Source organism: Shewanella sp. 4t3-1-2LB, from assembly GCF_017368415.1.
In the GTDB taxonomy this organism is placed as follows: Bacteria; Pseudomonadota; Gammaproteobacteria; order Enterobacterales; family Shewanellaceae; genus Shewanella; species Shewanella fodinae.
This window is the reverse complement of the sequence record NZ_JAFNJD010000004.1, coordinates 45483-69163: the sequence shown is the minus strand read 5'-3', so window position 1 is coordinate 69163 and position 23681 is coordinate 45483. Positions and strand designations below refer to the sequence as shown.

The following is a 23681-nucleotide window of genomic DNA, read 5'->3' as shown; positions in this document are numbered from 1 at the left end:
CTAAACTAAGCATCACAGCGCCTGTTGGCAAGCGTAATCCGCATATCATTCAGCTGCGCTTCAGGGTATTTTTTAACCACCAGTTCTGTACCTTTTAGCTAGCTGAGGTATAATCGCCGCCACTTTTTGTCCGGCCAAGCCGGTAATCGATTAACTGTATTGCGGAACGCGGATCTTGAAAAACCCTGTAGAAACTTTTGACCCCAAGCAGACCACCACTTTGGATACTCCAGCCAGAACCATTGCGCAAACCGCTGCCGACTCTGACGCAGGCACAGGGGGTAACCGCATTGGTTTTGTCAGCTTGGGCTGCCCCAAAAATCTGGTGGACTCGGAACGCATTCTGACCCAGCTACGCATTGATGGTTATGAGGTTACCAACACCTATGACGATGCCGATCTGGTGATTGTGAACACCTGTGGCTTTATTGATGCTGCGGTAGAGGAGTCGCTGGATGCCATCCGCGAAGCACTGGAAGAAAACGGTAAGGTGCTGGTGACCGGTTGCCTCGGTGCCAAGGAAAACCAGATCCGTGAAGTGCATCCAGATGTACTAGAGATCACCGGGCCTCACAGCTATGAAGCCGTACTGAGTCATGTTCACAAATACGTTCCCAAGCCAGCACATAACCCGTTTACCTCATTGATCCCGCAGACTGGGGTAAAACTGACCCCGAAGCACTATGCCTATCTGAAGATTTCAGAAGGCTGCGATAACCGCTGCACCTTCTGCATTATCCCATCACTACGCGGCGATCTTGACAGCCGCGAGATTGGCAGTGTGCTGGATGAAGCCAAACGTCTTGTAGAAAGTGGTGTGCAAGAGATTCTGGTGGTCAGTCAGGACACCTCCGCCTACGGTAAAGATAAAGCCGGCCGTACTGGTTTCTGGAACGGCATGCCGGTGAAGCAGAATATCACCGAGTTGGCTAAGCAGCTCGGTCACATGGGCGCGTGGATCCGTCTGCACTATGTGTATCCTTACCCATGGGTTGACGAACTTATCCCTTTGATGGCACAAGGTTTAATCCTGCCCTATTTGGATTTGCCACTGCAGCATGCCAGCCCGCGAATTCTTAAGTTAATGAAACGTCCAGGTCGGGTTGATCGGCAGTTGGATGCTATCCGCAAATGGCGCGAAATCTGTCCAGATTTGGTGATCCGTTCTACCTTCATCGTAGGATTTCCAGGTGAAACTGAAGAAGATTTCCAGATGCTGCTGGATTTCCTCAAAGAAGCCCGACTGGACCGCGTTGGTTGCTTCAAATACTCAGAAGTGGAAGGCGCTGCTGCCAACGATTTGGGAGAAACACTGATCAGCGAAGCGGTAAAAGAGGAACGCTACGCCCGCTTCATGGAACTGCAAGCAGACATCAGTGCCGAGCGGTTAGCGAGGTTGGTAGGCCGTGAGTTAGACATTCTGATCGATGATGTGGATGAAGAAGGTGCCATTGGCCGCAGTTATGCTGATGCGCCAGAAATCGATGGCATGGTATTTATCAACGGTGAAACTGAGCTGGAACCGGGTAATGTAGTCAGAGCGTTAATCACTCACTCAGATGAACACGACCTGTGGGCTGAACTGGTGGATATGCCAGATGAGACTGAAGCGGAATAAGTGTTGGTTTTACCGAGGATGCGGCCTGAGGCTACGCGGTTTATCGCTGATTGCAGCTAACACAGCAGCCCATAAAAATCGGAAGGGGCATAGCCCTTGTAAGCTTGCCCCTTCTGGTTGCGTTGTTTGCGTTGAAATGCACCCTTGCCTTTTTTGGCTTTCTCCGTGCGACTGCGAAACAGTTGACTGGTCACCAAAGCTTTAAGGGCATTGTCTTTGATTACGCCGCGCCCCATGTCATGGGCCTGCAGCTCTGCCGGTACTTTTTTACTCATATTGCCTCCAATAATGCACCATCTGTTGGACCGAAAGAAATGTCGGACGTTCAACAGTGCGCAGATTTTATCCTTTATGTCATAAAAATCCAGCGGTTTGCCGCAACGGAAAATTTCGGGTGATGTGGTGACACATGCGACCTTTTTACCCACCATTGTCCTTGGTGCGGTTAAAAATATTCGTTATTTGAGTACATTCCGGGCTGTATTTATACCGCTGCTTGTTTTAAATTGAACTGACAGCTTAAACGATCCATTAGAGATCGCAGGGTTTATTTGCAAAACTGCAAGATACAAACTCAATAAATACAATCTATTGAAGGTTCTCAATTGATGGCCGTTGGCATGAAAGGATTACTGCGCGCAAGCGTATTGCTGTTTTACCCCATCACCCTGTGCTGGTGTCTGCCTGTGTTTGCAGTGCCGGTCAGTATTCCACCACTAATGACTGCCGCAGAAATGCTGATGCAACTTAATCAGCGCTTAGTACATAGCAAAAATGCACCTGCGACACTCAATCACTGGTGTAACCAGCAACTCAACAACGCCGAAGATCTGCAGATCGTGGTTGATACCAACAGGCAACTGCCACCACCAGCCAATGTCTACCAGTTACTGAAGATTACCCCAGATACTCAACTCAGTTATCTTAAGCAGCGTTTCCTTTGCGGCGGAAAAGTAGTGGCGGTATTTGATCACTGGTTCAGAGCCGATATGCTGACTCCCGCAATGCAGCAGGCGCTGGCAAAAAAAACACTTGCCTTAGGCAGCATCGCCCGTGATGCCGGTTTCTTTCGCCGCAGTCTCAGCAATAATCCACTGTGGCCAGATGAAGGCGCGTTGCCGGTTTTTGTCATGGAACATCTGGCCGTAATTTACCGCAGTGACAACACCCCATTCAGCCTGGTGCAGGAACACTATACCCGGCAGTTGCTACCACGGGCACAACAGCTAGACCCGTACTGAAAAGGTGCCAATTGGCACCTTTTTGTTTGTCAACGCGGCTTAGCTGCCAGCAATTTTCATGCTGTCGAGCAAGATAGCACCAGTGCGGATTGAGGAGCGCATTTCACGATCATTGGCAACCGCCTGAATGTTACGGAACATATCCCGCAGGTTACCAGCGATGGTAATCTCCTCCACCGGATAACAGATTTCACCATTTTCCACATAAAAACCGGCAGCCCCGCGGGAGTAATCCCCAGTGACCGTATTCACCCCTTGGCCCATCACTTCAGTCACCACCAGCCCTTTATCCATGCTACTGATCAGCTCCTGAAAGCTTTTACCGCTGTCCGTTACCGTCCAGTTATAGATGCCCCCGGCGTGGCCAGTATTCTGCATGCCCAGTTTACGGGCAGAGTAGCTAGTCAGCAGATAACTTTGCAACACGCCTTGTTCCACAATAAAGCGATCACGAGTTGCCACGCCTTCACTGTCATAGTTAGCACTGGCAAACCCACCAAGCAGCTTGGGCTGTTCATGGATAGCAAACCACGCAGGGAAAATCGGCTGCCCCAAAGCATCTAGCAGAAAACTGGATTTACGGTAAAGTGTTGAGCCGCTGATAGCGCTGACCAGATGCCCCAATAACCCGGTAGCCACATCGGCAGCGAACAGTACCGGCAGATTGCCAGTCGCCAGTTTACGCCCCCCTAGGCGACTAAGTGTTTTGTCTGCAGCGCTGATACCAACCTTATCTGCTGCCAGCATCGCATCAAACTGCCGTGCCACGGTGTAATCGTAATCACGCTGCATATCACCGTTATCATCACTGCCAATGACCACACAACTGAGGCTGTAACGACTGCTGCAATACCCTTGCAAAAAGCCGTGACTGTTACCGTAAACGCGCACGCTGTTATGGGCATTAGCCGAGGCACCATCTGAATTAGTAACGCGCTTGTCACGGCCCAAAGCGGCAGCTTCCGCAGCAATGGCCAATTGTGCCAGTTCTTCTGGGGTGGTATGTCGCGGGTGATACAGTTGCAAATCTGGAAATTCGGTCGCCATCAGCGACTTTTCTGCTAAGCCAGAAGCCGGATCTTCGCTGGTATAACGGGCAATACTGTCGGCAGCTCTCACCGCTTCGCGAATCGCATCGGCGGATAAATCCGAGGTGGAGGAATTGCCCTTGCAACCATCACGATAGACGGTAATACCAAGAGCACCATCTTTATTAAATTCAACGGTTTCCACTTCCTGTAACCGCGAGGAAACACTCAAGCCCTGTTGTTTACTGATTGCCACCTCAGCAGCATTCACCCCGAGCCCTTGGGCAAACTCCAACGCCATGGCTACGGCATCTTGCAGGGCTGGCAACTCACCATCAATAAAATTTGCAGACACAACGATACTCTTCTTTAAAGACGTGTGGCCTAGCATAACAAACACCACTGACATTCGCAGCGCAAACTGGGCAACCTACGGTAAAAATCCGTCACAAGACGTGCATCAGCGACAATGTTACAATTACCTTCAGTAGCCATATAGATATGTGAGTACCATGAAAATCGTTGATGACTCCGAAAAAATGAAGCAGCCCTACGATGATGACGAGAATTACGTCAGTAAATCTGCCCTCAAGCGCGAAAGCACTGCGGCACAAGAGTTGGGGAAACAGCTACTGGGATTGAGCAAAGGGCAGTTGGAACGTATCCCGCTGGATGAAAATTTGCTGGACGCGCTGGCGTTAGCCAAACGCATTAAAGACAACACAGATTCTTATCGGCGCCAAATTCAGTACATTGGACGGCTGATGCGAGATGCCGATCTGGATGCGATTAAAGCCGCCCTAGATAAAGTGTTAAATCGCGCCAACCTAGTGACAGCCCAAGCCCAAATCACTGAAAAATTGCGAGACAAACTGCTGGCAGAAGGTGATGAAGCTATCCAGCAATTGCTGGATGAACAACCGCATCTGGATAGACAAAAACTCAGGCAGCTGGTGCGTCAGGCCAAGAAAGAGCTAGAAAAAGCGCCCGAATCAAAATCTGCGCGAGATCTGTTTCAGTATCTACGTCAGGAAATCGAATAGAAAAACGCCGGCAACTTGCCGGCGTTTTTCTGCTTAATCGACTCACCCCATGAACCATCAACATTCGTACGTTGTCACGTCAAAGTAACGCACTGATTTTCCGTGAAAATTAGAATTAGCATTGGGATTTAACTTGCTCATACAGTATGCAAGGGTTTACGCCAACAGCCACCTCACACTGACACCACTTAGTGCCCATCAGGCTTAACCACAAAATAGTCTCAACTCGAATGGTTGCGCAAATTTTACCCACAGGGTCGTCATTGAGGGTTAAACCTCAATTATCAGATTGATATCACATAACATTGTGTTCATTGACTATCAAAAATTCAAAAACTGTGTAATAACTAATCAGTAACTTCTTTTTTGTTAGCTACCTAGCAGTGTGTTGATTAGCCTATGATTCTATCTGAAGAGGGTCTTACTGTGCGTCAAAATAATTCTGATACCAAACCTGTAGCTAAGATCCAAACTTCGACATCTGCTGCGCTTAGTCGACGTGTTGTGGAACAGCAAGCTGCAGAGGTGAGCACTGAAACCGATGCGTGTACATTAGCCGCTCCCACTCCAGAGAGTGAGCCAACACATTTCCATACCCCCACTGATTTTGACTTTGATTTCTATTACACACAGCCCGACATTTCCCGAATTCTGCAGAACCTTAAAAAGTTTCAAGCACAAATCTCCCCACAAGTAGATGGCAATGTCGAAAAACAAAACCAAATGCAGGCGTTCCCATCTATCTGCTTGATTGGTCTTGGCCGTTGCGGCTCCAATATTGCAACTGACGTAGCATTGTTGGTGCATGGTGCCCGTAATTTTTATCTTAATGAATTTCTGAAAACAGAAGAAGCAAACGCCAAAAAAATTGAAAAATCAAAATCTTTTAGTGGTGGCTGGCTACAACGAGGCTTGAAACTTCATGGTACTGGGGCTAAGCCAGTATTTCTGATTGAACCGTTGGTGATGCTGGGCGATTTGGACAAAGATATTGAAGGGCGAGTACGTTATTCCTCTAATGGTCGCGGCCAATTGCTGGAGGATTATCATAAGCTGAAAATCATGAACTTCAGTGAAGTCCATGCCGGTGGTGCCGGTAATGCACCCATTCTTGGTCAGTATCTGGCCAAAATTATTCTGAATAAAGATACTGAGCATTTCAGTAACGCCGACTGGCCGTTCATTCACTCTTATCTGGTCGATTCCTGTGGTATCAGAGCCAACCAATCAAGACTGTATTTTTATATTTTCAGTGCTGGGGGTGGTACGGGTTCTGGCATGGCATCCGAATTCGGACTGGCGCAACAAAGCTCTTATATCCGCAAGACCTTTGATATACGGCCAGAATCTGATGTGGATGGGCAGAATCAATCATTTGTTTTTGAACCGATTTTCACCAGTGGCATCTGTATTTTACCAACAATTTCCGCCTCGCCAGATATGTCTGAAGCGCTACATATCAACGCTGGCCGACTGTTATGTAAGTACCTGGCGGAAGAGTGGAATTTCTCTTACAACCCAGAAAACATCAATGATGAGAGCTATGACGTGACACAACGCGTCCGGCCATGGAATGCCATGATGTTGATATCTAACGATATCATGAGTTATGCCGAACAAAGCAATGAAGACAACAGCCGTTATATTGATGTCAATTCAATGGAAAAATATGCCAATCAATATATCAGCCAGCAAATTTTCAACATTCTTAGTGCTCAGGCAGTCACCTCAGATTATGACGAGAATTACTTCCGCCGCGCAGGTATCAACATTGGAGAAACTATTCGTCTGGACGCCAACGATCTCTTTATGAGTCTGGCGGGACCTGTCGCAACGGCTTATGCGGAATCCGTCGTGCCCGACAACTCAACTGTCACCGAGGGACGGCGCTTATTTGAACATGACAAATCACGATTAGATATTGACGATCTATTCTGCCGCTCAATCGACTTACCCCATTTCAATAATAAAACCCAGGCGATCGAAGGGATCAGTTTATTACCCATTGCCGCAGCTCAATACCGTGAAGCATTGGCGAAATATCGCGAAACCGGATTCAATGCCGATCATCTAAAAAATCTGTGTTTTTTCAATAGTTGCTCATCAGTGGTATGTATTGTGTCCTTGCCGAAGGATTACAAACTCTCCTATGTGGATTTAAATAAACTTAAAACCCACCTTAATAATCTGTTTCCTAACACCACGCTCAAACGTTATGCACTGGTCATTGGTGCTTCGGCTAATTTGTCATTAACCACATTAATTGCCAAGAGTCCGTGTATGAGTGATGACTTCCTGACCTTGATTGTGGCCTATATCAAGCGCTGTTTTGCACGTACAGAATACCGCTATGGCGATATGCTGGAAGAGGCAGTGTTAGAATGTATCCGCCAACCCGAATTTGACGATCAACGTTTAGACGAGATGTTAGATGAATTTGAAAATCCTGCAAAAATCCTTGATACCAATTGGCACGCGATAAAACCGATGTACGAAAAGAAATACCGTGAACTTATCCGCGATGCCAATAAATTTATCTCCATCAACGATATTCGTCTTAATCGTGAAGCGGTAAAAAATGCTATTAAATATCTCAGGGAAATCTATCGTCACCGCGTGAGTAAAACAAAAATTGTCAGTCTTAATAATTATGCTGCGGCAAAGATAAAGACTGAAACACCTGAATAGCAGGCAGATATGCGCGAGAAACAACAAGCCGGAGTAATGACCGGCTTGTTTTTTATCTGTAGGCGGTAGGGTAAGCAGACATCAGATAGGTAATTGCTGCATACGGCGTTTCACACCCCACCATGCCAAAGGCAGATAAAATAGCAGTAAGCCCCATAACTGTAGCCATCGAGGTTGTACTTGGCTCCAATCTGCGCCCATCTGATTGAGCTGCAGCATGCCCATAATGCCAGGCACCGCAGGCACCAGTTGTGATAACCACACCAACGGTTGCGGAATAAGTGTCAATGGCCAGACAAAACCACTGACAAACAAGATCGGCATGGAAGATAACAGCAATACCTGCGTTGGCAGATCGCGGCGATGAAACAACGTACTGAAAGCCACGCCACAGCAGGCCGTCGCCAACAGAAATGGTAGCATCAGCAGCAACACTTGACCGAGCGAGGCAAGCAAACCGACACCATACAAGTAGTAACACCAGCCGATATAAAAGGCACTGAAAAAGCAATACAGCAGCGTGAAAGTGCCAATACGACATAACACTATGCCAAGTGGACTTAGCTGGTGCCAGTAACCTGACTGCTGCCACTGTCCAGCCCCTAAAATACCGGTGCCAATCAGCAGCGTCTGATGCAAAATCAATAAAAACAGTCCAGGGATCACATAAGCCGGATAACCAAGTCCTTGGTTAAATACCGGTACCGCATTCAGCGATATCGCATCCAAGCTTTGCTCGGCTTTGGTAGGGTTCATCCCTTGCGCCAACATACCGCGTAACTGGATGTTATGACCAATATCCAAGCCTGCCTGCGTCAACCCCTGTACTACAGCCGAATAGATCAGGAAGTAACTGGCATCGCCGCCATAGCCTAGGGTAACTTGCTTGCCACGCAGCAACTTATGTCGAAAATCTTCTGGGATCACTAACATACTGCTGGCACGACCGTCCACCAGCCACTGGCGTGCCTCATCCATGGTAGCGGCGTAACCTGTTACACTGATCCCCGGATTCGCATCGGCATAGCGGATCATCTGCCGCGATAGCGAAGAATGATCCAAGTCCACCACCACCAGCGCCTGAGCGGTTGGTACATTATTCAGATAAGGGGACGGATACAAAATTGCATAGAAACTAATGCCACCAAACAAGGTCAAGGCAATCGCTCGGTCTTTAACCACCGACAGCAAATCCAGCCATATCCAGCGCCAGCAACTCATAGCAACGCTCCCGAGGCTTGGCGTTCAGGCTGCAACGCCCGACCATAACGCCGCGCAAAATACCAAGCAGGCAGCAATAACAATAAAAAGCCAAGATAGTTGGTACTTTGCAGCAACACGGTCGTCAATCCTAAACCATGGTTGACGATGGCAATATGGGTTTCGATGTAATGGCTAGAAGGAATTAGCGCTCGCCACCACTGAGCTAGTAGCGGCATATTTGACGTTGGGAAGGTAACGCCCATAAACGCAAAGGCTGGCGCAAATAGCCCGGTACACATACTGATGACACGGGCACTATCAGCTATCACAAAAAACATCGCCTGCACCCACAACCAAACCGCAATCAGCATTATCAGTTGCGCCGGTATTAACCACAACAGACTTCCAGCAATCGGCAAACCGATATAGCCGTACATCATCACTAACAGCAACACCCCCTGCAGCAACATCAGCGGGGTATAGAACAGAAATTTCGCCAGCAACACCCGCGACAGCCCCAACCGATAACAGTCCGCCAACGATTGTTCTCTCAGCTCGCGATTAAGGCTATTCGCGTAACTAAGCATGGCAACCAACTGCCACAGGGCTATCAGCATCGGTGGCACTAGAAAACCCACATAATTCATATTACGGTTGAACAGCGCGGTGCTTTGGGCCGCCACCGGCGTCAATCGCACCTCAACCTGCGCGGGGTTCACCCCCGCCGCGAGTTGTTTCACTCTGGCAATCTGCTTCAGACCATCCGCCAGCGTTAACTGCAACTGGCTGGATAACAGCTTACCCACCAGCAGAAACTGGCCGTTATAACGCACGTCAATGGAGGGTTTGTGTCCGGTCAATAAATCGCGTTTCAACGCATATGGTAGCCTCACCACGGCAAACACTTCACCATTGCGCATGGCAGCAACCGCCTGTTGTAAATCAGTATAAGCTATTGGCTCGGCTACCGAATTGGCATCAATGTAACGACCCAACTCGCGGCTAACGCTGGAATGATCTTCATCCACAATGGCGACGGGCAGTTGCCGTGGCAAGGCCGCAGAAAACAACCACCAGAGAAATAGAAAACCCAGAAGTGGTACATAGCTTATCAGGGCCAACTGCCAGCCATCGCGCTGCAGGGCATGGAATTCCCGTTGCAGCAATTGCCACATTACTTATCTCCGGCCAACAACACTGACATGCCAACGCGCAGATCGGGGATCGGTTGAGTGGGACGCAGCTCAACTTCAAAGGTACGCATATCAAAATCGTGACCACTTTCAGTGGCACGCCAAGTCGCAAAATCCCCCATGACGCTGATATAACTCACTTGGTATTCATAATCTTTACCCAGCGCCGGGATGTGCAAGCGCGTTTTATCACCTTTATGGAACTGTGCTAACTGATCCTCGCGCACTTGGAACACCGCCCAACTGTCACTCATATCTACCAGCGTTACCACCGGGAAACCGGTAGGCGCCAGTTCGCCAGCTTGAAGCAATACATCGGTAATTTCACCAGACTTGGGCGCCTTCATCTGACTGTCAGCCAGCACCGCGTTGACTTCTTGCACCGCCCCCGCTGCCCGTTTGGCATTTCCTGCTGCGGCCGCTTTTTGTTCATCTCGCGCACCTTCTGCCGCCATATCGTACATGGCTTTGGCAGCTTGCTCGGTATATTTAGCGGCTTGCCATTGCGTAAAAGCTTCGTCGCGTTTTTGTCTTGCTAACACCCCACCACTGAACAGATTTTCGATGCGATCGTAAGTAGTTTTCGCCAGTTCGCTGGCGGCCTTGGCCTTGAGCCACTGTTCTTTCGCCGCCGCAATCTGTTGCTTACGGGCTCCGTTATCCGCTTCCTGCTGCATCGCTTTGGCTGCATCCAAAGCGCCGCTGGCCTGCGTCAGTTTAGCGTTGAGTTCAGGGCTATCAATAGCAAACAGCAGATCGCCAGCAGCCACTTCATCACCTTTACGCACCAGTACCTGCTCCACTCGACCGGCGACCTTAGAGGACACATTGTATTCGCGCGCTTCCACCTGCCCTTGCAACAGGTGCGGTTTGGGGCTGTAGGCGAGGATCAGTCCATAAATCAGCGCGACTGCCACTGCCGCCAGTGTCACTGTTGCCAGTAATGGATTAACCCGCATGACCTGTCTCCTGCTGCTTACTGTGTCCAATAAATTCATCCAGTTGTCCACTGACCGCCATCAAACGGGCATAAGCCTGCAGATAACGATAATGCGCCGCCAGCGCCTTGGTTTTCACGGCGCTGAGTTTGATTTCAGCATCCACCCGTTCCAGCGAGGTGGACAATCCTTGACTGAAAGCCAGCTCTCGCAGTTTGAGATTTTCTTCCGCCAAGTCTTTGGAGCTTTCGAGGGCGCTTATCTCTTCCTGTGCCTGTAGCATCTGCCGATAACTCTGATCGACCAGCAAACTCAAGTCCTGCGTGGTTTGTGCTTTGGTATAACGCGCCTGCAGGAGGGCACTTTTAGCCGCCTGCACCTTACCGCTACGACCATCACGGGTGATCAGCGGGACTTTCACGCCAACGCCAACCATCCAGTCTGGTGTCATCTGCGACAATAACGAGTCATCTTCATAAAGGGTGTAATTGCCATAGAGGTATACTGTGGGCTGATACTTACCGTTTTCCAAATCGATAAGTCCTTTGGCTTGCTGCTCTTTGGCATTGAGCAACTTCAGCGCAGGATGTTGTTTCAGTGTCAGCTCTGTCAGTTGTGGTAGGGAAAGCGGATTCGACAACACGAACATTGGCGAGCTGATACTAGCATCAGCGTCATGCAGTAACCGCGACAGGGCAATATGCGCCATCTCATACTGACGTTTGGCGCTGCCAAGAGTAACCTCGGCATCATCCAGCGCAACCCGGGCATTCAGGCGCTCCACTTTGGCAATTTGGCCTTGCTGTTCCAGTTGCAATGCATGGTGATAGTGCTGCTGTAGAGAATCCACCAACTGCTGCTGGGTTTGCACCAGTGCCGCGGTCACACTCACGGCGTAATACCGGTCTACCAGCGTGGTAAACAGCTCACGCCGACTCAATTCCTGCTGTTGCTGCTCTTCAGCCACTTTGGCTTTTTGGATCCCCTGCGCCGCGGTGATCTGCCCACCGGTATAGATGGGCCACATCGCCTGCAAACTGGCGCTGAAAATATCCTGTTCAGTAAATGGCGTAACGAACATGGAACCGGGGATAGAGCCGAGAAGCGCCGCGTATTGTGCCGGTAATGTTGTCACATCCAGCGATGCTAGGGGATTAAGCTTGCGCAAATCCAGCTCCAACGGCTGTTCCATGCGGGTGTAGCTACCGTTGATGCTAAGGGAAGGTAGATATAAATCTCTGGCAGCGTCTCGTTCAGCCTCGGCCCGATGCAGTTGCTGATTATCAGCCGCCAGCTTATCGCTGACATTAAGCAGTCGCTGCCACGCACTGTCAAAGCTGAAATCTTCAGCAAAAACCGAAGGCAGCGCTAATGGCCACAGCAACAACCATATGAATCGCAGTCTTTTCATTCACACCTCTAGAGTAAAAACTCTAATTCCTTGTCGAATGATAACATTTACGCTTTTACCTTGCTACCAACTAACAGCACACCGATTAAGCGGTGCCACCTACCGTGAGCCGATCCAACTTCAACGTTGGCTGACCAACCCCCACAGGCACACTCTGTCCATCTTTGCCACAGACACCGACGCCCTTATCCAGTGACAGATCATTGCCCACCATGGAGATCTGTCCCATGGCTTCTGGGCCATTGCCGATAAGTGTGGCGCCTTTGATGGCTTGAGTGATTTCACCTTTTTCGATGAGGTAAGCCTCTGAAGCTGAAAACACAAACTTACCCGACGTGATATCGACCTGACCGCCGCCAAAATTGGGCGCGTAAATGCCCTTATCTACAGAGCGGATGATTGCTGTTGGATCTGACTCGCCAGCCAACATGTAGGTGTTGGTCATACGCGGCATCGGCAAATTCGCATAAGACTCACGACGACCATTACCGGTTGGTTGCTGTCCCATCAGCCGGGCATTCAGTTTGTCCTGCATGTAACCTTTCAAAATACCGTTTTCAATCAATACAGTACGGTGAGTTGGTGTGCCTTCATCATCAATCGTGAGTGAGCCGCGACGATTGGCAATGGTGCCATCATCTACTACCGTGACTAACGGTGATGCCACCTGTTGGCCGATGCGGCCGCTGAAAGCGCTGCTACCTTTACGGTTAAAATCGCCTTCTAGGCCGTGGCCCACGGCTTCATGCAGTAATACACCCGGCCAGCCTGGGCCAAGCACCACTGGCATTTCACCCGCAGGAGCATCCACGGCATTAAGATTAACCTGCGCCTGGCGTACCGCTTCGCGCGCGAATGCAAAACACACGGGCAAACCGTCATCGCCACTAAGCATTAACGCATTGTAGTCATGACGGCCACCACCACCAGAGCCACCGCGTTCACGTCGACCATTTTCTTCCAGGATCACCGAGCAGTTAAAGCGCACCAATGGCCGAATATCTGCGGCCAAAGTGCCATCGCTGGCGGCAACCAAGATCTCTTCGTAAACCCCGGACAGACTGATCACCACCTGGATAATTCGCGGGTCCAAGCTACGTACATAGGCATCTGCCTGCTTCAGTAGCTGAATCTTGGGCGCTTCTGTCATCGCCGCAATCGGGTCTTCGCTCTGGTACAACGGCTTCACACCACGCCGCTTCCAAGCGTGTACCTTACCTTTGCCGCCACTTTGCGCAATGCCGCGAGCGGCCTCCACTGAGGCATTCAGTGCTGCGGGAGTGATATCGTCAGCATAGGCAAACCCGGTTTTTTCACCAGTAATCGCCCGCACGCCCACACCACGTTCGATGTGGAAACTACCCTCTTTGATGATGCCATCTTCCAGTACCCAAGATTCATGGCGGCTGCCTTGAAAATAAAGATCCGCAAAATCGACCTGATGTCGGTGAATACGCTCAAGATAGCGGTGCAGGTCTTCCAATGTAAGGCCCTGCTGCAGCAAACTTTGTCCCACTTGGGTTAACAATGACATGTATGCTCTCTCAATGGGCCTCGGCCCGTATAACTGGTTAATGCTTGGCTGGCGGCAACAATACCGGCAGCGAAAATCGATTGTGTTGTGCCACCGGCATGTGACTGCGGATCTTGTGCAGTTCGTCCAAATCCAGTCGTGCCTGCAACCAACCTGTGCCTTCTGGTAACTGTTCCATAATCTGCCCCCAAGGGTCGACTATCATGCTTTGGCCCCAGGTTTCGCGACCGCCTTGGTTATGGCAGCCCCATTGCGCGGCGGCCAGGACGTAACACTGGGTTTCAATCGCTCGCGCCCGCAACAATACCTCCCAATGAGCCGCGCCGGTCACTTGGGTGAAAGCGGCTGGCACCAGTATGATCTGCGCGCCCGCCTGGCGCAATGCCCGGTAAAGATCAGGGAAACGCAAATCGTAGCATACCGACAGCCCGATACGACCAAATGGCGTGTCAACTACGCTGAGGTGATTGCCGGGGCAGAAAGCATCGCTTTCGCGGTAATGACGGGTATTATCACTGACATCGACGTCAAACAGATGCAGTTTGTCATAGTTACCTAACACTCGTCCTTTATCGTCAAACAGGTAAGTACGGCTATAAACCCGTCCATCGCCACTGGCTACCGGAATGGTACCTGCCGCCAGATACACCTGATGTTGTACTGCTAACGCAGATAATTGCTGCTGCAACGGCGTTTCATCACCGTTGCCAGCATAAGCCAACTGTTCACCTTCATGACCACCGAACAATAAGGCGCACTCAGGCAGCACTACCAATTGCAATTCGCCGGGAATACGCGGCAACTGCTCAAGCTGCGCGCTGATAAACGCTAAATTCTCTGCTGGCTTGCGGCTGCTCTGACACTGAAGAAGATTTACCTGCATCGGCGGGTTCCTCTGGGGGCTTTTGGGTCGGTTCGGATGTTTTAGGTGCTGTGGGATTTGCGCCGTTTTGTTTCTCAGCCTTCTCCGGTTGCGCTTTAGTGGCGGCATCCGCCGGCGACATTACAGGCGGCGTAGTAACAGATGCATCGGTAGCCGGGGGCACGACGGTAGTAGCCGTTGTCGGCCCCCGTGGTTCTGTCGCGGCGGCACCATTGCCAGCAGGCTGTTCAGACGCTGGCAAAGCACTTTTAGGAATTTCAATCTCTTTGCTCTTTCGCTCCAACTCTTCCAGCTTAGGTTCTGACATGGTACCAGTGAGGCGGAAGCGAATTTCTGAAATAACCTCAATGACCGGCTCCAGCACCTTGGTTAACGCAAAGGCGCCTATGCCCATCGTCCAAGCGCTGGTACTGAGCAAAACCACGGTCGGCACACTGGATGCCAGCTTGGGCGCAAAGCGGATGTCGTAGTTGAGGCTTTCGGTATTAAGGTCAGTATAACCGCGGACTTTCATGTTGCCGGCGATGGCATCCATTTCAGTATTGGTGGTTTTGACCATGCCGTCATCGATGTGTAAATCGCCACCAAAACTATTGAAATACAAACCTTTACCAAATACATCTGAAAAATCCAGCGACAATTTACGCAGCAGTGAATCAAGGCTGAACAGCGAGAAAATGCGTGCACCTTTATCACTGATCTGCTCCATGTGACCTTTACCTAACTCAAAGTGCACATCGCCGTTTAACGTCGGCAGATTGAAAGCTGTCGGGCCGCCGCGCCAATCAAGTGTCGCGTTAAGTTTTAGCGGTGATTCCTTAACCCCTGGGTTGCTATCAAACAACTGCGCCAATTGTTCAAAATCAGGCGAGTCTATGTTGAAACTCACCTTAGTTTGATTGGCGCCATCAGTAGACAACCAATCCCCTTGACCTTCCAGTTTGCCTTGTGGGGCAGACACCGATAAGGTCTGAATATGATAACCACGCAGCGCTGGAGCACTCTGCAACACCAAGTGACCCAACGCGATATTCTGGAAACGGAAATCATCCACATCCACCGCCAGTGGCGGCAAGTCATCCGGTTGTTGTGTCGCGGTCTTTTCGGCAATATCGGCCGCACTGCCAATTGGTTTTAGTGGGTTCAGATACAAACGAGACGCTTTGAGTTTCAGTCCTTGCCGATACCAGTCAGGGAAGATCTCCACGCTGCCAGAAAACTCTGGCGACAACCCTTCAAACTGCCACGACTGCCCGGTTGGATGAGCAGTCATCTGCAATTGGGTGAATCTTTGCCCCAATAGGCTGAGGTCGTTGATGTTGGCCTGAATGCCTTTGAGTTCCGGGAAAAAACTGCCATCGACAGTGTTTTGAACAGCGCTTTGCGGGTCACGCGGCAACTCAGCCGTGGATGGTGGCGTCTGCGGCACAGTTGTCGCAGGTTTGGCTGGCGCGGCATTGGTAAAAGCGGTAATCACCGGCAACCACTGGTCAAAATCGGCATGGTCTAAATCCAGCCGCAGTTGACCACCATCTTTCACTAATTGATCACCGCTACGGAATAACCGACCTAACAGCAAATCGTAATGCTTCAAACGATCATCGGAGTCTGCCGTAAAGCCACCCCAGAACTCTGCCTTGTCACCCGCCTTAATCCCTAAAGAAGCTTGCTGATCATCACCTAGCAGTTCTGCCTGCAACGTCAACGGCGCTCCTTTAGCTTTAGCAAACGGTGCAGGTAATGACAGCGCGGTATTGGTCAAATCGGCATCCACATTGGCCTGTAGCGTGTAGCCGCTACCATCAAAAATCAGTTGCAGGGCGCCATTCCAACTGCTGCTACCCTGATAAAAAGGTGTCAGCGGATTTTCCAATTCTGGCGGCAGACGCGATAATTGCCAGTTACCTTTAGCATGCACATTGACCGCAAATTTATCGTTCTGATCCCCGGTGGTGAAGTCGATGCTAGTGGGCTGTCCGTACAGCAAGGCATTGATCTCTTGCGCCGTCACCACCTCGTTATGAAAACTGACAGTGCCATTAACTTTATTGAGTTTTATCCCTGGCTTACGGATATACACGGGAGTATCGCGGAAATTGACCGTTCCCTGAATATCCGGTTCGACACCCGCATATAACGGAATATCCAGTTGCAACTTGCCTTCCACTGTATCCTGGATTTTTACAGTATCCAGAGTCGTGCCAACACTGTCTTTAAGGGGCGACTGCTGCATCACCGCTGCAATATCCCAGCCCTTGGCGGCAATACTAGCATCGACCAACAGGTGACTGTGCGATTCCAGACTGGGAATGATCACGTTGGCACCACTGATATCCACGTTCAGCAGTTTTCCGGTCAGCAGCTTGAGTTCCATCCGCGCATTGTCAAATAACCCGTCGAGCTTTAGCCCTTTGACCATGGGCCAGTCTGGCTGAAATGCAAACTGCGCTTCATTCATAGTGAAGCCAGCCTGGAATACACCGTTATGTGCCGCAAAAGGAAACTCATTGAGCGCCCCTCGCCACACCACCGCCGCATTTTCACTGTGGCCAGTATTCAATGCCTGTTCCAGATACTGGCTCAGATCTTCACCCATTTGCCGACGCGGGAAATAACGCCCGGCGTTATTGGCATCATGCAACTGTACTGAAGCCGCCAACGCCATGCTAGGTTCATCGTGTAAATCCAGCCGCAATGCGGTATCAAACTGTAAATCGTCGTTACTCGCTTGCAGTTCTGACACAAACAACTGCATAGTGTTGCTGTCAAAGCCTATCGAAAACGCCGATATATCAAATGCTAATGGTGCCTTAAATTCTTTCGGGATATCTACCTGGTAATGCTGAGCGGGTAAAGCGGCGCTCAAATAGCCAGCGCGCCACCCCAGACGCAAATCGACGGGCGTCATCCCCGGCAATTCCCCTGCCGCATGCCACGCCAGTCCGTGCACCGGCAACGCCGCTTGCCAGTCTTTATCGGCACCACGATAAATTTGCAACGGTCCGAACTCACCCTGCGGCTGCATTAGTAGCAATTGCTGCAACTGTTCGCGCTCAATGCCAGGAAGTATCGGTAATAGCGGGGTCAATTGCTGCAATTTAATGCTGCTCATACTGCCGAATAGTTGCTGCTGTTGTTTACGTAACTGAACTTGCAACGGTTGCCACGGCTGACCATTTGACTGCAACTGCATATCCTGGCTCTGCAACTGCCAGCCATCTGGCTGCGGTTGCCAACTGATACTTCCGCCATCAATGGCAAAACGTTGTGACTGTTTATCCAGTGACCATTGGAACCAAGAGGGACTAAAACGGATCAATCCGGAACGCAAGGAACGCTGGGCAAATTCCACCCAGCCCTCTAAGTTGAGCACCCCCTCTAACGGAATGTCGGCCAAACTCGGTTGCGCTTTGTTCTGTTCAGAAGCCCAACGCCCAATATCCAGAGATTGTGCCTGCACATAAGCCTGACCACTTATGCTATCGGGTTTATACCCATCGCCGCTGAGATCAATACGCAGAGTAAGATGCTGTTGTGCCTGCTGCGAGTCATCAAGATATAACGCCCCACTGCCCTGATGTATCTCGCCATGATTTAACCAACGCAGATTGCCGATATGGATCGGGCGATAATGAATATCGCGCGACAGCAACTGTACCGTGGCATCGCCAACAGAAAAGCGTTCCAACTGTTCCAGCAACAGTGCATACAACCAGTCCATATTACTGCCGGCGCCTTGATGACCAGTTGCCGCGGTATCGGGGGGATTTAACTGATCCAGATCCAGCGCCAGTTGCACCCCATTAAAAATGACGTTCTCTACTTGAGGTTTGGCGGTCAGCAGGGTTTCCCAGAAATCCAGTTTTACCTGTACGTTCTGCACAACCAATGTTACCGGCAAGTGTTCCTGCTTGGGCAGTACCAGTCGCTCCACCGTCAGCGATGGCCCATAGGCCTGCCAGTGTGCCGAGAGTTGCCCCACTTCGACCCGCACCCCATAGTGCTGCTCGATGTAGCTGGTCAGTTCCTGACGCACTTGGTCTAACTGCGGTAACAAGCCGCGGATCAGACTCACCAACAAAGCAAACAGCAGCAGTGATACCGCCAGCAATTGCCAACAGAAGCGGCCAATTTTAGAGGGGCTAACGCGAAAATTCACTACACCATCACCACGTCGTATTTGCTCTGCACATACATAGGCTCGCACTGAATGCGCACCCGTTTGCCGATATAGACTTCCAGTTCGGCGACTGAATGCGCTTCATCTGCCGCTAACACTTCATAGACAGCGGGCGCACAGTAAATCAAGAATTCATCGGCCTGATAAGTGCGGTTGAGGCGAATAATTTCCCGGAAAATTTCATAAGAGACCGTTTCCACCGTCTTCATGGTACCCGTACCGCGGCAAGCGGGACATTCGCCACACAGCACGTGTTCCAGACTCTCACGGGTACGTTTGCGGGTCATCTCTACTAGCCCAAGGCCGGAAAACCCGGAAATATTGGTTTTCACCCGGTCAGCACTCAGCGCGGCGGTCAGGCTGTTGAGTACCCGTTGCTTGTGCTCTTCTTTCAGCATGTCGATAAAATCAATAATGATGATACCGCCAAGGTTACGCAGCCGCAGCTGACGGGCGATGGCTTGAGTGGCCTCAAGATTGGTATTGAAGATGGTTTCTTCCAGATTACGGTGACCGACAAAGCCACCGGTATTGATATCCACCGTGGTCATAGCTTCCGTTTGGTCAATGATCAGATATCCGCCAGACTTAAGCTCAACTTTCCGCTCCAGCGCCCGTTGGATTTCATTTTCCACATCATACAGATCAAAAATGGCAGCCGGACCAGTGTAATGCTCAATCTTGGCCGCGACATCGGGCATAAATTCTTGAGCAAATTGTAGTAACTCTTCATAGGTACTTTGTGAATCGACTTGGATAGAGTCTAATTCCACACCAACAAAATCCCGCACTATTCGCACCGGCAGCGCTAAATCTTGGTATAACAAGGTCGCGCCCTGACGTTTGCGACGCTCGCTGACTTTAGCCCACACCCGCCGTAAAAACGCGGCATCCTGCGCCAATTCTTCAGCGCCGACACCTTCAGCGGCAGTACGAATGATAAAGCCACCGTCATCATCCACGAATGGTAAAGTGATTTCTTTCAGTCGTGCCCGTTCTTCCTCAGATTCAATGCGTTGAGAAACACCAACGTGGCTGGAACCCGGCATAAACACTAAATAGCGGGAAGGTAAGGTAATATCGGTAGTTAAGCGAGCGCCCTTGGTACCCAGCGGATCTTTCACCACCTGAACGATAATATCCTGCCCCTGACGTACCAGTTCGGCAATATTACGTACCACAAAATTGCCTTTTTCGGCGTCAGCCACACATTCGGTGTGGGGAAAAATGTCCGAGGCATGCAAAAAGGCAGCTTTATCCAAGCCAATATCGACAAAGGCCGCCTGCATTCCCGGCAGTACTCGGCTGATTTTTCCTTTATAGATATTGCCCACCAAACCACGCTTCATGCGACGTTCAATGTGGACTTCCTGCAGGACGCCATGTTCCACCAGCGCCACTCTGGCTTCTGTCGGTGTCACATTGATCAGCAGTTCCGATCCCAGTTTTCCGGGAACCCTGTGGTTGGCTGTGCCGCTGTGTCTCACGTTAGACCCTTTAATGAATGCCGATAGGATGATTTTATCCACAGAAGGCGGGGAAATCTGCCAGAAATTGCGATTTTATGTCAACGCAACGCTACAACAGCTGCATCTTTTGTAACAGGATTCTGGTTTCCACTAATGGCAGGCCAACAACCGCAGAGTAACTGCCATTGATACGGCTGATAAAACTGCCGCCGAGCCCCTGTATACCATAGGCACCGGCTTTATCCATTGGTTCCCCACTGGCAACATAGGCCGTTATCTGGACATCATTCATAGGGCAAAAAGTGACGTCAGTCGCCACCAACACTGATTCGCAATGATTACCGTCAGTCACCGCAACCGCGGTCATGACCTTATGACTGCGGCCACTGAGCCGCTGCAACATGGCGCTGGCAGACGCCGCATCTACAGGTTTCCCTAGGATCTCGTCATCCACGACCACTATGGTATCGGCACCGAGAGCAATGCTCTCAGGACGGTGCCAGCGACTATGCCCTGCGGCCGCTTTTTCACGCGCCAAACGATTAACATAGGTCGCGGCCGCTTCTCCATGATGCCGTGTTTCATCGATATCGGTTGCCAATATTTCAAACGAAAAACTGGGCATTCCTAGCCCCAACTGCGCCAACAGTTCACGGCGACGCGGCGAAGCTGAAGCCAACAACAACTGTTTCATTATTTGACCTTGTAACGGCGCCTTAGACGGCGCAACAACCAGTAAATCCACGGCCAGATCACTGTTCCAGAAAGCACTGGCAACAGTTGCTGAACCTGAAATTCACTACGGAAAATCACAAACTGCATCCAGTAGATAAGCAAATGGTACAACAACAGCAGAAACGCAATAATCAGTGCCTGTTGCCATATGGAAAAATTGCGTAGTTTCTGATAGTTAAGCACAATGATATAGATAACTAGCGAGAAGGTCAGTGAGCGGATCCCCAAATAGCTCCCCAGCAAAACATCCAGCACTGTGCCTAGAACCCAGGCCGTCAGAATATTGTAGCGATGGGGTAATGCCATCGCCCAGTAAATCATGATCAACAGCAGCCAATCGGGGCGAGACGCCTCGACCACTTCCGGTACCGGCATCAGTTGAAATAACAAGCCTAGGAGCATGGAGAACCACACCACCAAACCGCCACGGGTATTTTGCAGCATCATGGGGTTTCTCCCTGATTGGTGGCATCCTTGACCGCGGGAGGTGAAGAGTCAGTTGCGGGCGTTGGCTGTTGTTCCGGCCATATCAGTAACAGATAGCGGATACGATCCAGCGCCGCCATGGGTTGCGCCATGACTTTCAAATAGCTCTGACCATCATCATTGGCGATAGAGATAACCCGCGCCACCGGATAACCTTCTGGGAAGCGGTTGCCTAGGCCGGATGTTACCAGTAAGTCGCCCACTTTGATGTCCGTGCTTTTAGGCACATAGCGGACTTCAATCTCATCCACTTCACCCGTGCCATTGGCAATCAACCTGACATCGTTACGGGTAATGCGCACTGGCACCCCTTGCTCAGGATCCGACATTAACAACACTCTGGAGGTGAGTTCGCTTACCTGCACCACTTGGCCCACAATCCCCTGTGCATCCACCACCGGTTGGCCAACAAACACACCATCATGAGCACCGTGATTGATCACCACATACTGATGAAAGGGATCGGAGGCCACTTCCATCACTTCGGTGACCATCTTACGGGAATCCATATGCACAGGAGAACCCAGCAAAGCCCTGAGCCGTTCATTTTCCTGACGCAGATGTTCATAACGCTGTAACCGTTCACTCATCAGCAACTGTTGACGTAGCAGTGCCTGATTTTGCTTACGCAGCATATCGCGGGTAGCAACAGCCTCGGAACTCCAATCGAGCAGTTGTCCGGGGACGTTGGCAAGGTATTGAATGGGACTGAGTAACGACGCCAGCGACTGCCGTACCGGCTCCAGCCGATCGTTAGCCAGCATCAAAATCACCGACAGAATAACTGCCAGTGTCAGACGGAACTGATTGGATACACCACGAACGAAGATAGGTTTCATCACAAAACCAAGGCGGTGATTACACCGCCTTGACTACCTGCCTATCAGGTTTCTTCCGAGAACAGGTCACCGCCGTGCATATCGATCATCTCCAGTGCTTTTCCGCCTCCGCGGGCCACACAGGTGAGCGGATCTTCCGCCAACATCACCGGAATACCAGTTTCCTGCATCAGCAGCCGATCGAGGTCTCGCAGCAACGCACCACCGCCGGTAAGCACCATGCCACGTTCGGAGATATCGGAAGCCAATTCTGGCGGAGACTGCTCTAGCGCTACCATCACGGCACTGACAATCCCTGACAGCGGCTCTTGCAACGCCTCGAGAATTTCATTGCTGTTGAGGGTAAAGCTTCTTGGAACCCCTTCGGCCAGATTACGCCCACGGACTTCAATCTCCAGCACTTCATCGCCAGGGTATGCTGTACCTATGGTATGTTTGATACGTTCGGCGGTAGCTTCACCAATCAAGCTGCCGTAGTTACGGCGTACATAATTGATAATGGCTTCATCGAATTTGTCACCACCGATACGCACGGAAGAGGAGTACACCACGCCGTTCAGCGAAATAATCGCTACTTCAGTAGTACCACCACCGATATCTACCACCATCGACCCGGTGGCTTCAGACACTGGCAAGCCTGCACCGATTGCCGCCGCCATTGGCTCTTCAATCAGATAGACTTCGCGAGCGCCAGCCCCCATCGCCGATTCTTTAATAGCGCGGCGTTCAACCTGAGTCGCACCTACTGGTACGCAGACCAATACACGAGGGCTAGGTCTGAAGAAACTGTTGTTATGTACCTGCTTGATAAAATGCTGCAGCATTTTTTCAGTCACATAAAAGTCGGCAATCACACCGTCTTTCATCGGCCGAATAGCCTGGATATTTCCCGGCGTTCTGCCAAGCATCTGCTTTGCTTCCATCCCCACGGCAGCAACGGATTTCTGTCCGGAGCTGTTACGCTCGGCGCGGATGGCGACCACTGAGGGCTCATTCAACACTATACCTTCATTACGAACATAGATAAGTGTGTTGGCTGTACCCAAATCGATCGAAAGATCATTAGAAAAAACGCCACGCAGCTTTTTGAACATGTAACTTGCCTGTATTCTGTGGAATCAGAAGAGAAGAATTAAAAATCAGCTAACTTTATCAATGCCACCCCCATACCACAAGCCTTGCTAGAGCAACA

General features: G+C 50.6%; 18 protein-coding genes. 4 read left to right on the top strand and 14 right to left on the bottom strand.

Annotated elements, in window-relative coordinates; translation table 11 throughout:
* The first annotated feature begins 175 nt into the window (after positions 1 to 175).
* A complete protein-coding gene (gene rimO, locus J3L11_RS03200; protein ID WP_207569982.1) occupies positions 176 to 1618 on the top strand; it encodes a 30S ribosomal protein S12 methylthiotransferase RimO in 1443 nt (480 codons plus the stop codon).
* A gap of 56 nt (positions 1619 to 1674) precedes the next feature.
* Here rimO and J3L11_RS03195 read toward each other — a convergent pair whose 3' ends face one another.
* A complete protein-coding gene (locus tag J3L11_RS03195) occupies positions 1675 to 1893 on the bottom strand; it encodes a ribosome alternative rescue factor ArfA (RefSeq protein ID WP_207569981.1) in 219 nt (72 codons plus the stop codon).
* A 345-nt stretch (positions 1894 to 2238) separates the two neighbouring features.
* On the opposite strand from J3L11_RS03195, the gene J3L11_RS03190 reads away from it, so the two are divergent.
* Complete coding sequence (locus J3L11_RS03190; RefSeq protein WP_133038476.1) at positions 2239 to 2859, top strand: hypothetical protein; 621 nt, start codon at positions 2239 to 2241, stop codon at positions 2857 to 2859.
* 39 nt (positions 2860 to 2898) lie between these two features.
* Here the strand turns inward: J3L11_RS03190 and pmbA are convergent, their stop codons facing one another.
* On the bottom strand, positions 2899 to 4242 hold the full coding sequence (pmbA, locus tag J3L11_RS03185; RefSeq protein ID WP_207569980.1) for a metalloprotease PmbA: 1344 nt from the start codon (positions 4240 to 4242) through the stop codon (positions 2899 to 2901).
* Between the two features lie 157 nt (positions 4243 to 4399).
* On the opposite strand from pmbA, the gene yjgA reads away from it, so the two are divergent.
* Positions 4400 to 4930 (top strand): ribosome biogenesis factor YjgA, encoded by a 531-nt coding sequence (gene yjgA, locus J3L11_RS03180; protein ID WP_133038474.1) that lies wholly within the window; start codon positions 4400 to 4402, stop codon positions 4928 to 4930.
* Between the two features lie 426 nt (positions 4931 to 5356).
* A complete protein-coding gene (locus tag J3L11_RS03175) occupies positions 5357 to 7618 on the top strand; it encodes a hypothetical protein (protein WP_207569979.1) in 2262 nt (753 codons plus the stop codon).
* Between the two features lie 81 nt (positions 7619 to 7699).
* Here J3L11_RS03175 and J3L11_RS03170 read toward each other — a convergent pair whose 3' ends face one another.
* The 12 genes from J3L11_RS03170 to J3L11_RS03115 form a co-directional block, all read right to left on the bottom strand.
* Positions 7700 to 8839: an ABC transporter permease gene (locus J3L11_RS03170; RefSeq protein WP_207569978.1), complete on the bottom strand. Its 1140-nt coding sequence runs from the start codon at positions 8837 to 8839 to the stop codon at positions 7700 to 7702.
* A complete protein-coding gene (locus tag J3L11_RS03165) occupies positions 8836 to 9996 on the bottom strand; it encodes an ABC transporter permease (RefSeq protein WP_207569977.1) in 1161 nt (386 codons plus the stop codon). Before J3L11_RS03165 ends, J3L11_RS03170 begins: the two co-directional genes overlap by 4 nt.
* Positions 9996 to 10973, bottom strand: coding sequence for an efflux RND transporter periplasmic adaptor subunit (locus tag J3L11_RS03160; RefSeq protein ID WP_207569976.1), 978 nt, complete (start codon positions 10971 to 10973; stop codon positions 9996 to 9998). The genes J3L11_RS03165 and J3L11_RS03160 overlap by 1 nt, the downstream gene beginning before the upstream one ends.
* Positions 10963 to 12363, bottom strand: a complete 1401-nt coding sequence (locus tag J3L11_RS03155; RefSeq protein WP_207569975.1) for a TolC family protein — start codon at positions 12361 to 12363, stop codon at positions 10963 to 10965. Before J3L11_RS03155 ends, J3L11_RS03160 begins: the two co-directional genes overlap by 11 nt.
* Positions 12364 to 12448: 85 nt before the next feature.
* On the bottom strand, positions 12449 to 13897 hold the full coding sequence (tldD, locus tag J3L11_RS03150) for a metalloprotease TldD (RefSeq protein WP_133038469.1): 1449 nt from the start codon (positions 13895 to 13897) through the stop codon (positions 12449 to 12451).
* A gap of 37 nt (positions 13898 to 13934) precedes the next feature.
* On the bottom strand, positions 13935 to 14780 hold the full coding sequence (locus J3L11_RS03145) for a carbon-nitrogen hydrolase family protein (RefSeq protein WP_207569974.1): 846 nt from the start codon (positions 14778 to 14780) through the stop codon (positions 13935 to 13937).
* Entirely contained in the window at positions 14704 to 18987 is a 4284-nt protein-coding gene (locus tag J3L11_RS03140) for a YhdP family protein (protein ID WP_347566492.1), read from the bottom strand. The genes J3L11_RS03145 and J3L11_RS03140 overlap by 77 nt, the downstream gene beginning before the upstream one ends.
* Complete coding sequence (rng, locus tag J3L11_RS03135) at positions 18939 to 20405, bottom strand: ribonuclease G (protein WP_133038514.1); 1467 nt, start codon at positions 20403 to 20405, stop codon at positions 18939 to 18941. The genes J3L11_RS03140 and rng overlap by 49 nt, the downstream gene beginning before the upstream one ends.
* 133 nt (positions 20406 to 20538) lie before the next feature.
* Positions 20539 to 21123: a Maf family protein gene (locus J3L11_RS03130; protein ID WP_207569973.1), complete on the bottom strand. Its 585-nt coding sequence runs from the start codon at positions 21121 to 21123 to the stop codon at positions 20539 to 20541.
* Positions 21123 to 21611 (bottom strand): rod shape-determining protein MreD, encoded by a 489-nt coding sequence (gene mreD, locus J3L11_RS03125; protein WP_133038465.1) that lies wholly within the window; start codon positions 21609 to 21611, stop codon positions 21123 to 21125. Before mreD ends, J3L11_RS03130 begins: the two co-directional genes overlap by 1 nt.
* On the bottom strand, positions 21608 to 22489 hold the full coding sequence (mreC, locus tag J3L11_RS03120) for a rod shape-determining protein MreC (RefSeq protein WP_207569972.1): 882 nt from the start codon (positions 22487 to 22489) through the stop codon (positions 21608 to 21610). Before mreC ends, mreD begins: the two co-directional genes overlap by 4 nt.
* A 44-nt stretch (positions 22490 to 22533) precedes the next feature.
* A complete protein-coding gene (locus tag J3L11_RS03115; protein WP_133038463.1) occupies positions 22534 to 23583 on the bottom strand; it encodes a rod shape-determining protein in 1050 nt (349 codons plus the stop codon).
* Positions 23584 to 23681 lie beyond the last annotated feature (98 nt).

What these genes read in the sequence shown, in the direction of transcription:
- J3L11_RS03195 (WP_207569981.1), bottom strand. Translation starts at nt 1,893, where the DNA reads ATGAGTAAAAAAGTACCGGCAGAGCTGCAGGCCCATGACATGGGGCGC.
- J3L11_RS03190 (WP_133038476.1), top strand. Translation starts at nt 2,239, where the DNA reads ATGAAAGGATTACTGCGCGCAAGCGTATTGCTGTTTTACCCCATCACC.
- yjgA (WP_133038474.1), top strand. Translation starts at nt 4,400, where the DNA reads ATGAAAATCGTTGATGACTCCGAAAAAATGAAGCAGCCCTACGATGAT.
- J3L11_RS03170 (WP_207569978.1), bottom strand. Translation starts at nt 8,839, where the DNA reads ATGAGTTGCTGGCGCTGGATATGGCTGGATTTGCTGTCGGTGGTTAAA.
- J3L11_RS03165 (WP_207569977.1), bottom strand. Translation starts at nt 9,996, where the DNA reads ATGTGGCAATTGCTGCAACGGGAATTCCATGCCCTGCAGCGCGATGGC.
- J3L11_RS03160 (WP_207569976.1), bottom strand. Translation starts at nt 10,973, where the DNA reads ATGCGGGTTAATCCATTACTGGCAACAGTGACACTGGCGGCAGTGGCA.
- J3L11_RS03155 (WP_207569975.1), bottom strand. Translation starts at nt 12,363, where the DNA reads ATGAAAAGACTGCGATTCATATGGTTGTTGCTGTGGCCATTAGCGCTG.
- tldD (WP_133038469.1), bottom strand. Translation starts at nt 13,897, where the DNA reads ATGTCATTGTTAACCCAAGTGGGACAAAGTTTGCTGCAGCAGGGCCTT.
- J3L11_RS03145 (WP_207569974.1), bottom strand. Translation starts at nt 14,780, where the DNA reads ATGCAGGTAAATCTTCTTCAGTGTCAGAGCAGCCGCAAGCCAGCAGAG.
- J3L11_RS03130 (WP_207569973.1), bottom strand. Translation starts at nt 21,123, where the DNA reads ATGAAACAGTTGTTGTTGGCTTCAGCTTCGCCGCGTCGCCGTGAACTG.
- mreD (WP_133038465.1), bottom strand. Translation starts at nt 21,611, where the DNA reads ATGATGCTGCAAAATACCCGTGGCGGTTTGGTGGTGTGGTTCTCCATG.
- mreC (WP_207569972.1), bottom strand. Translation starts at nt 22,489, where the DNA reads ATGAAACCTATCTTCGTTCGTGGTGTATCCAATCAGTTCCGTCTGACA.
- J3L11_RS03115 (WP_133038463.1), bottom strand. Translation starts at nt 23,583, where the DNA reads ATGTTCAAAAAGCTGCGTGGCGTTTTTTCTAATGATCTTTCGATCGAT.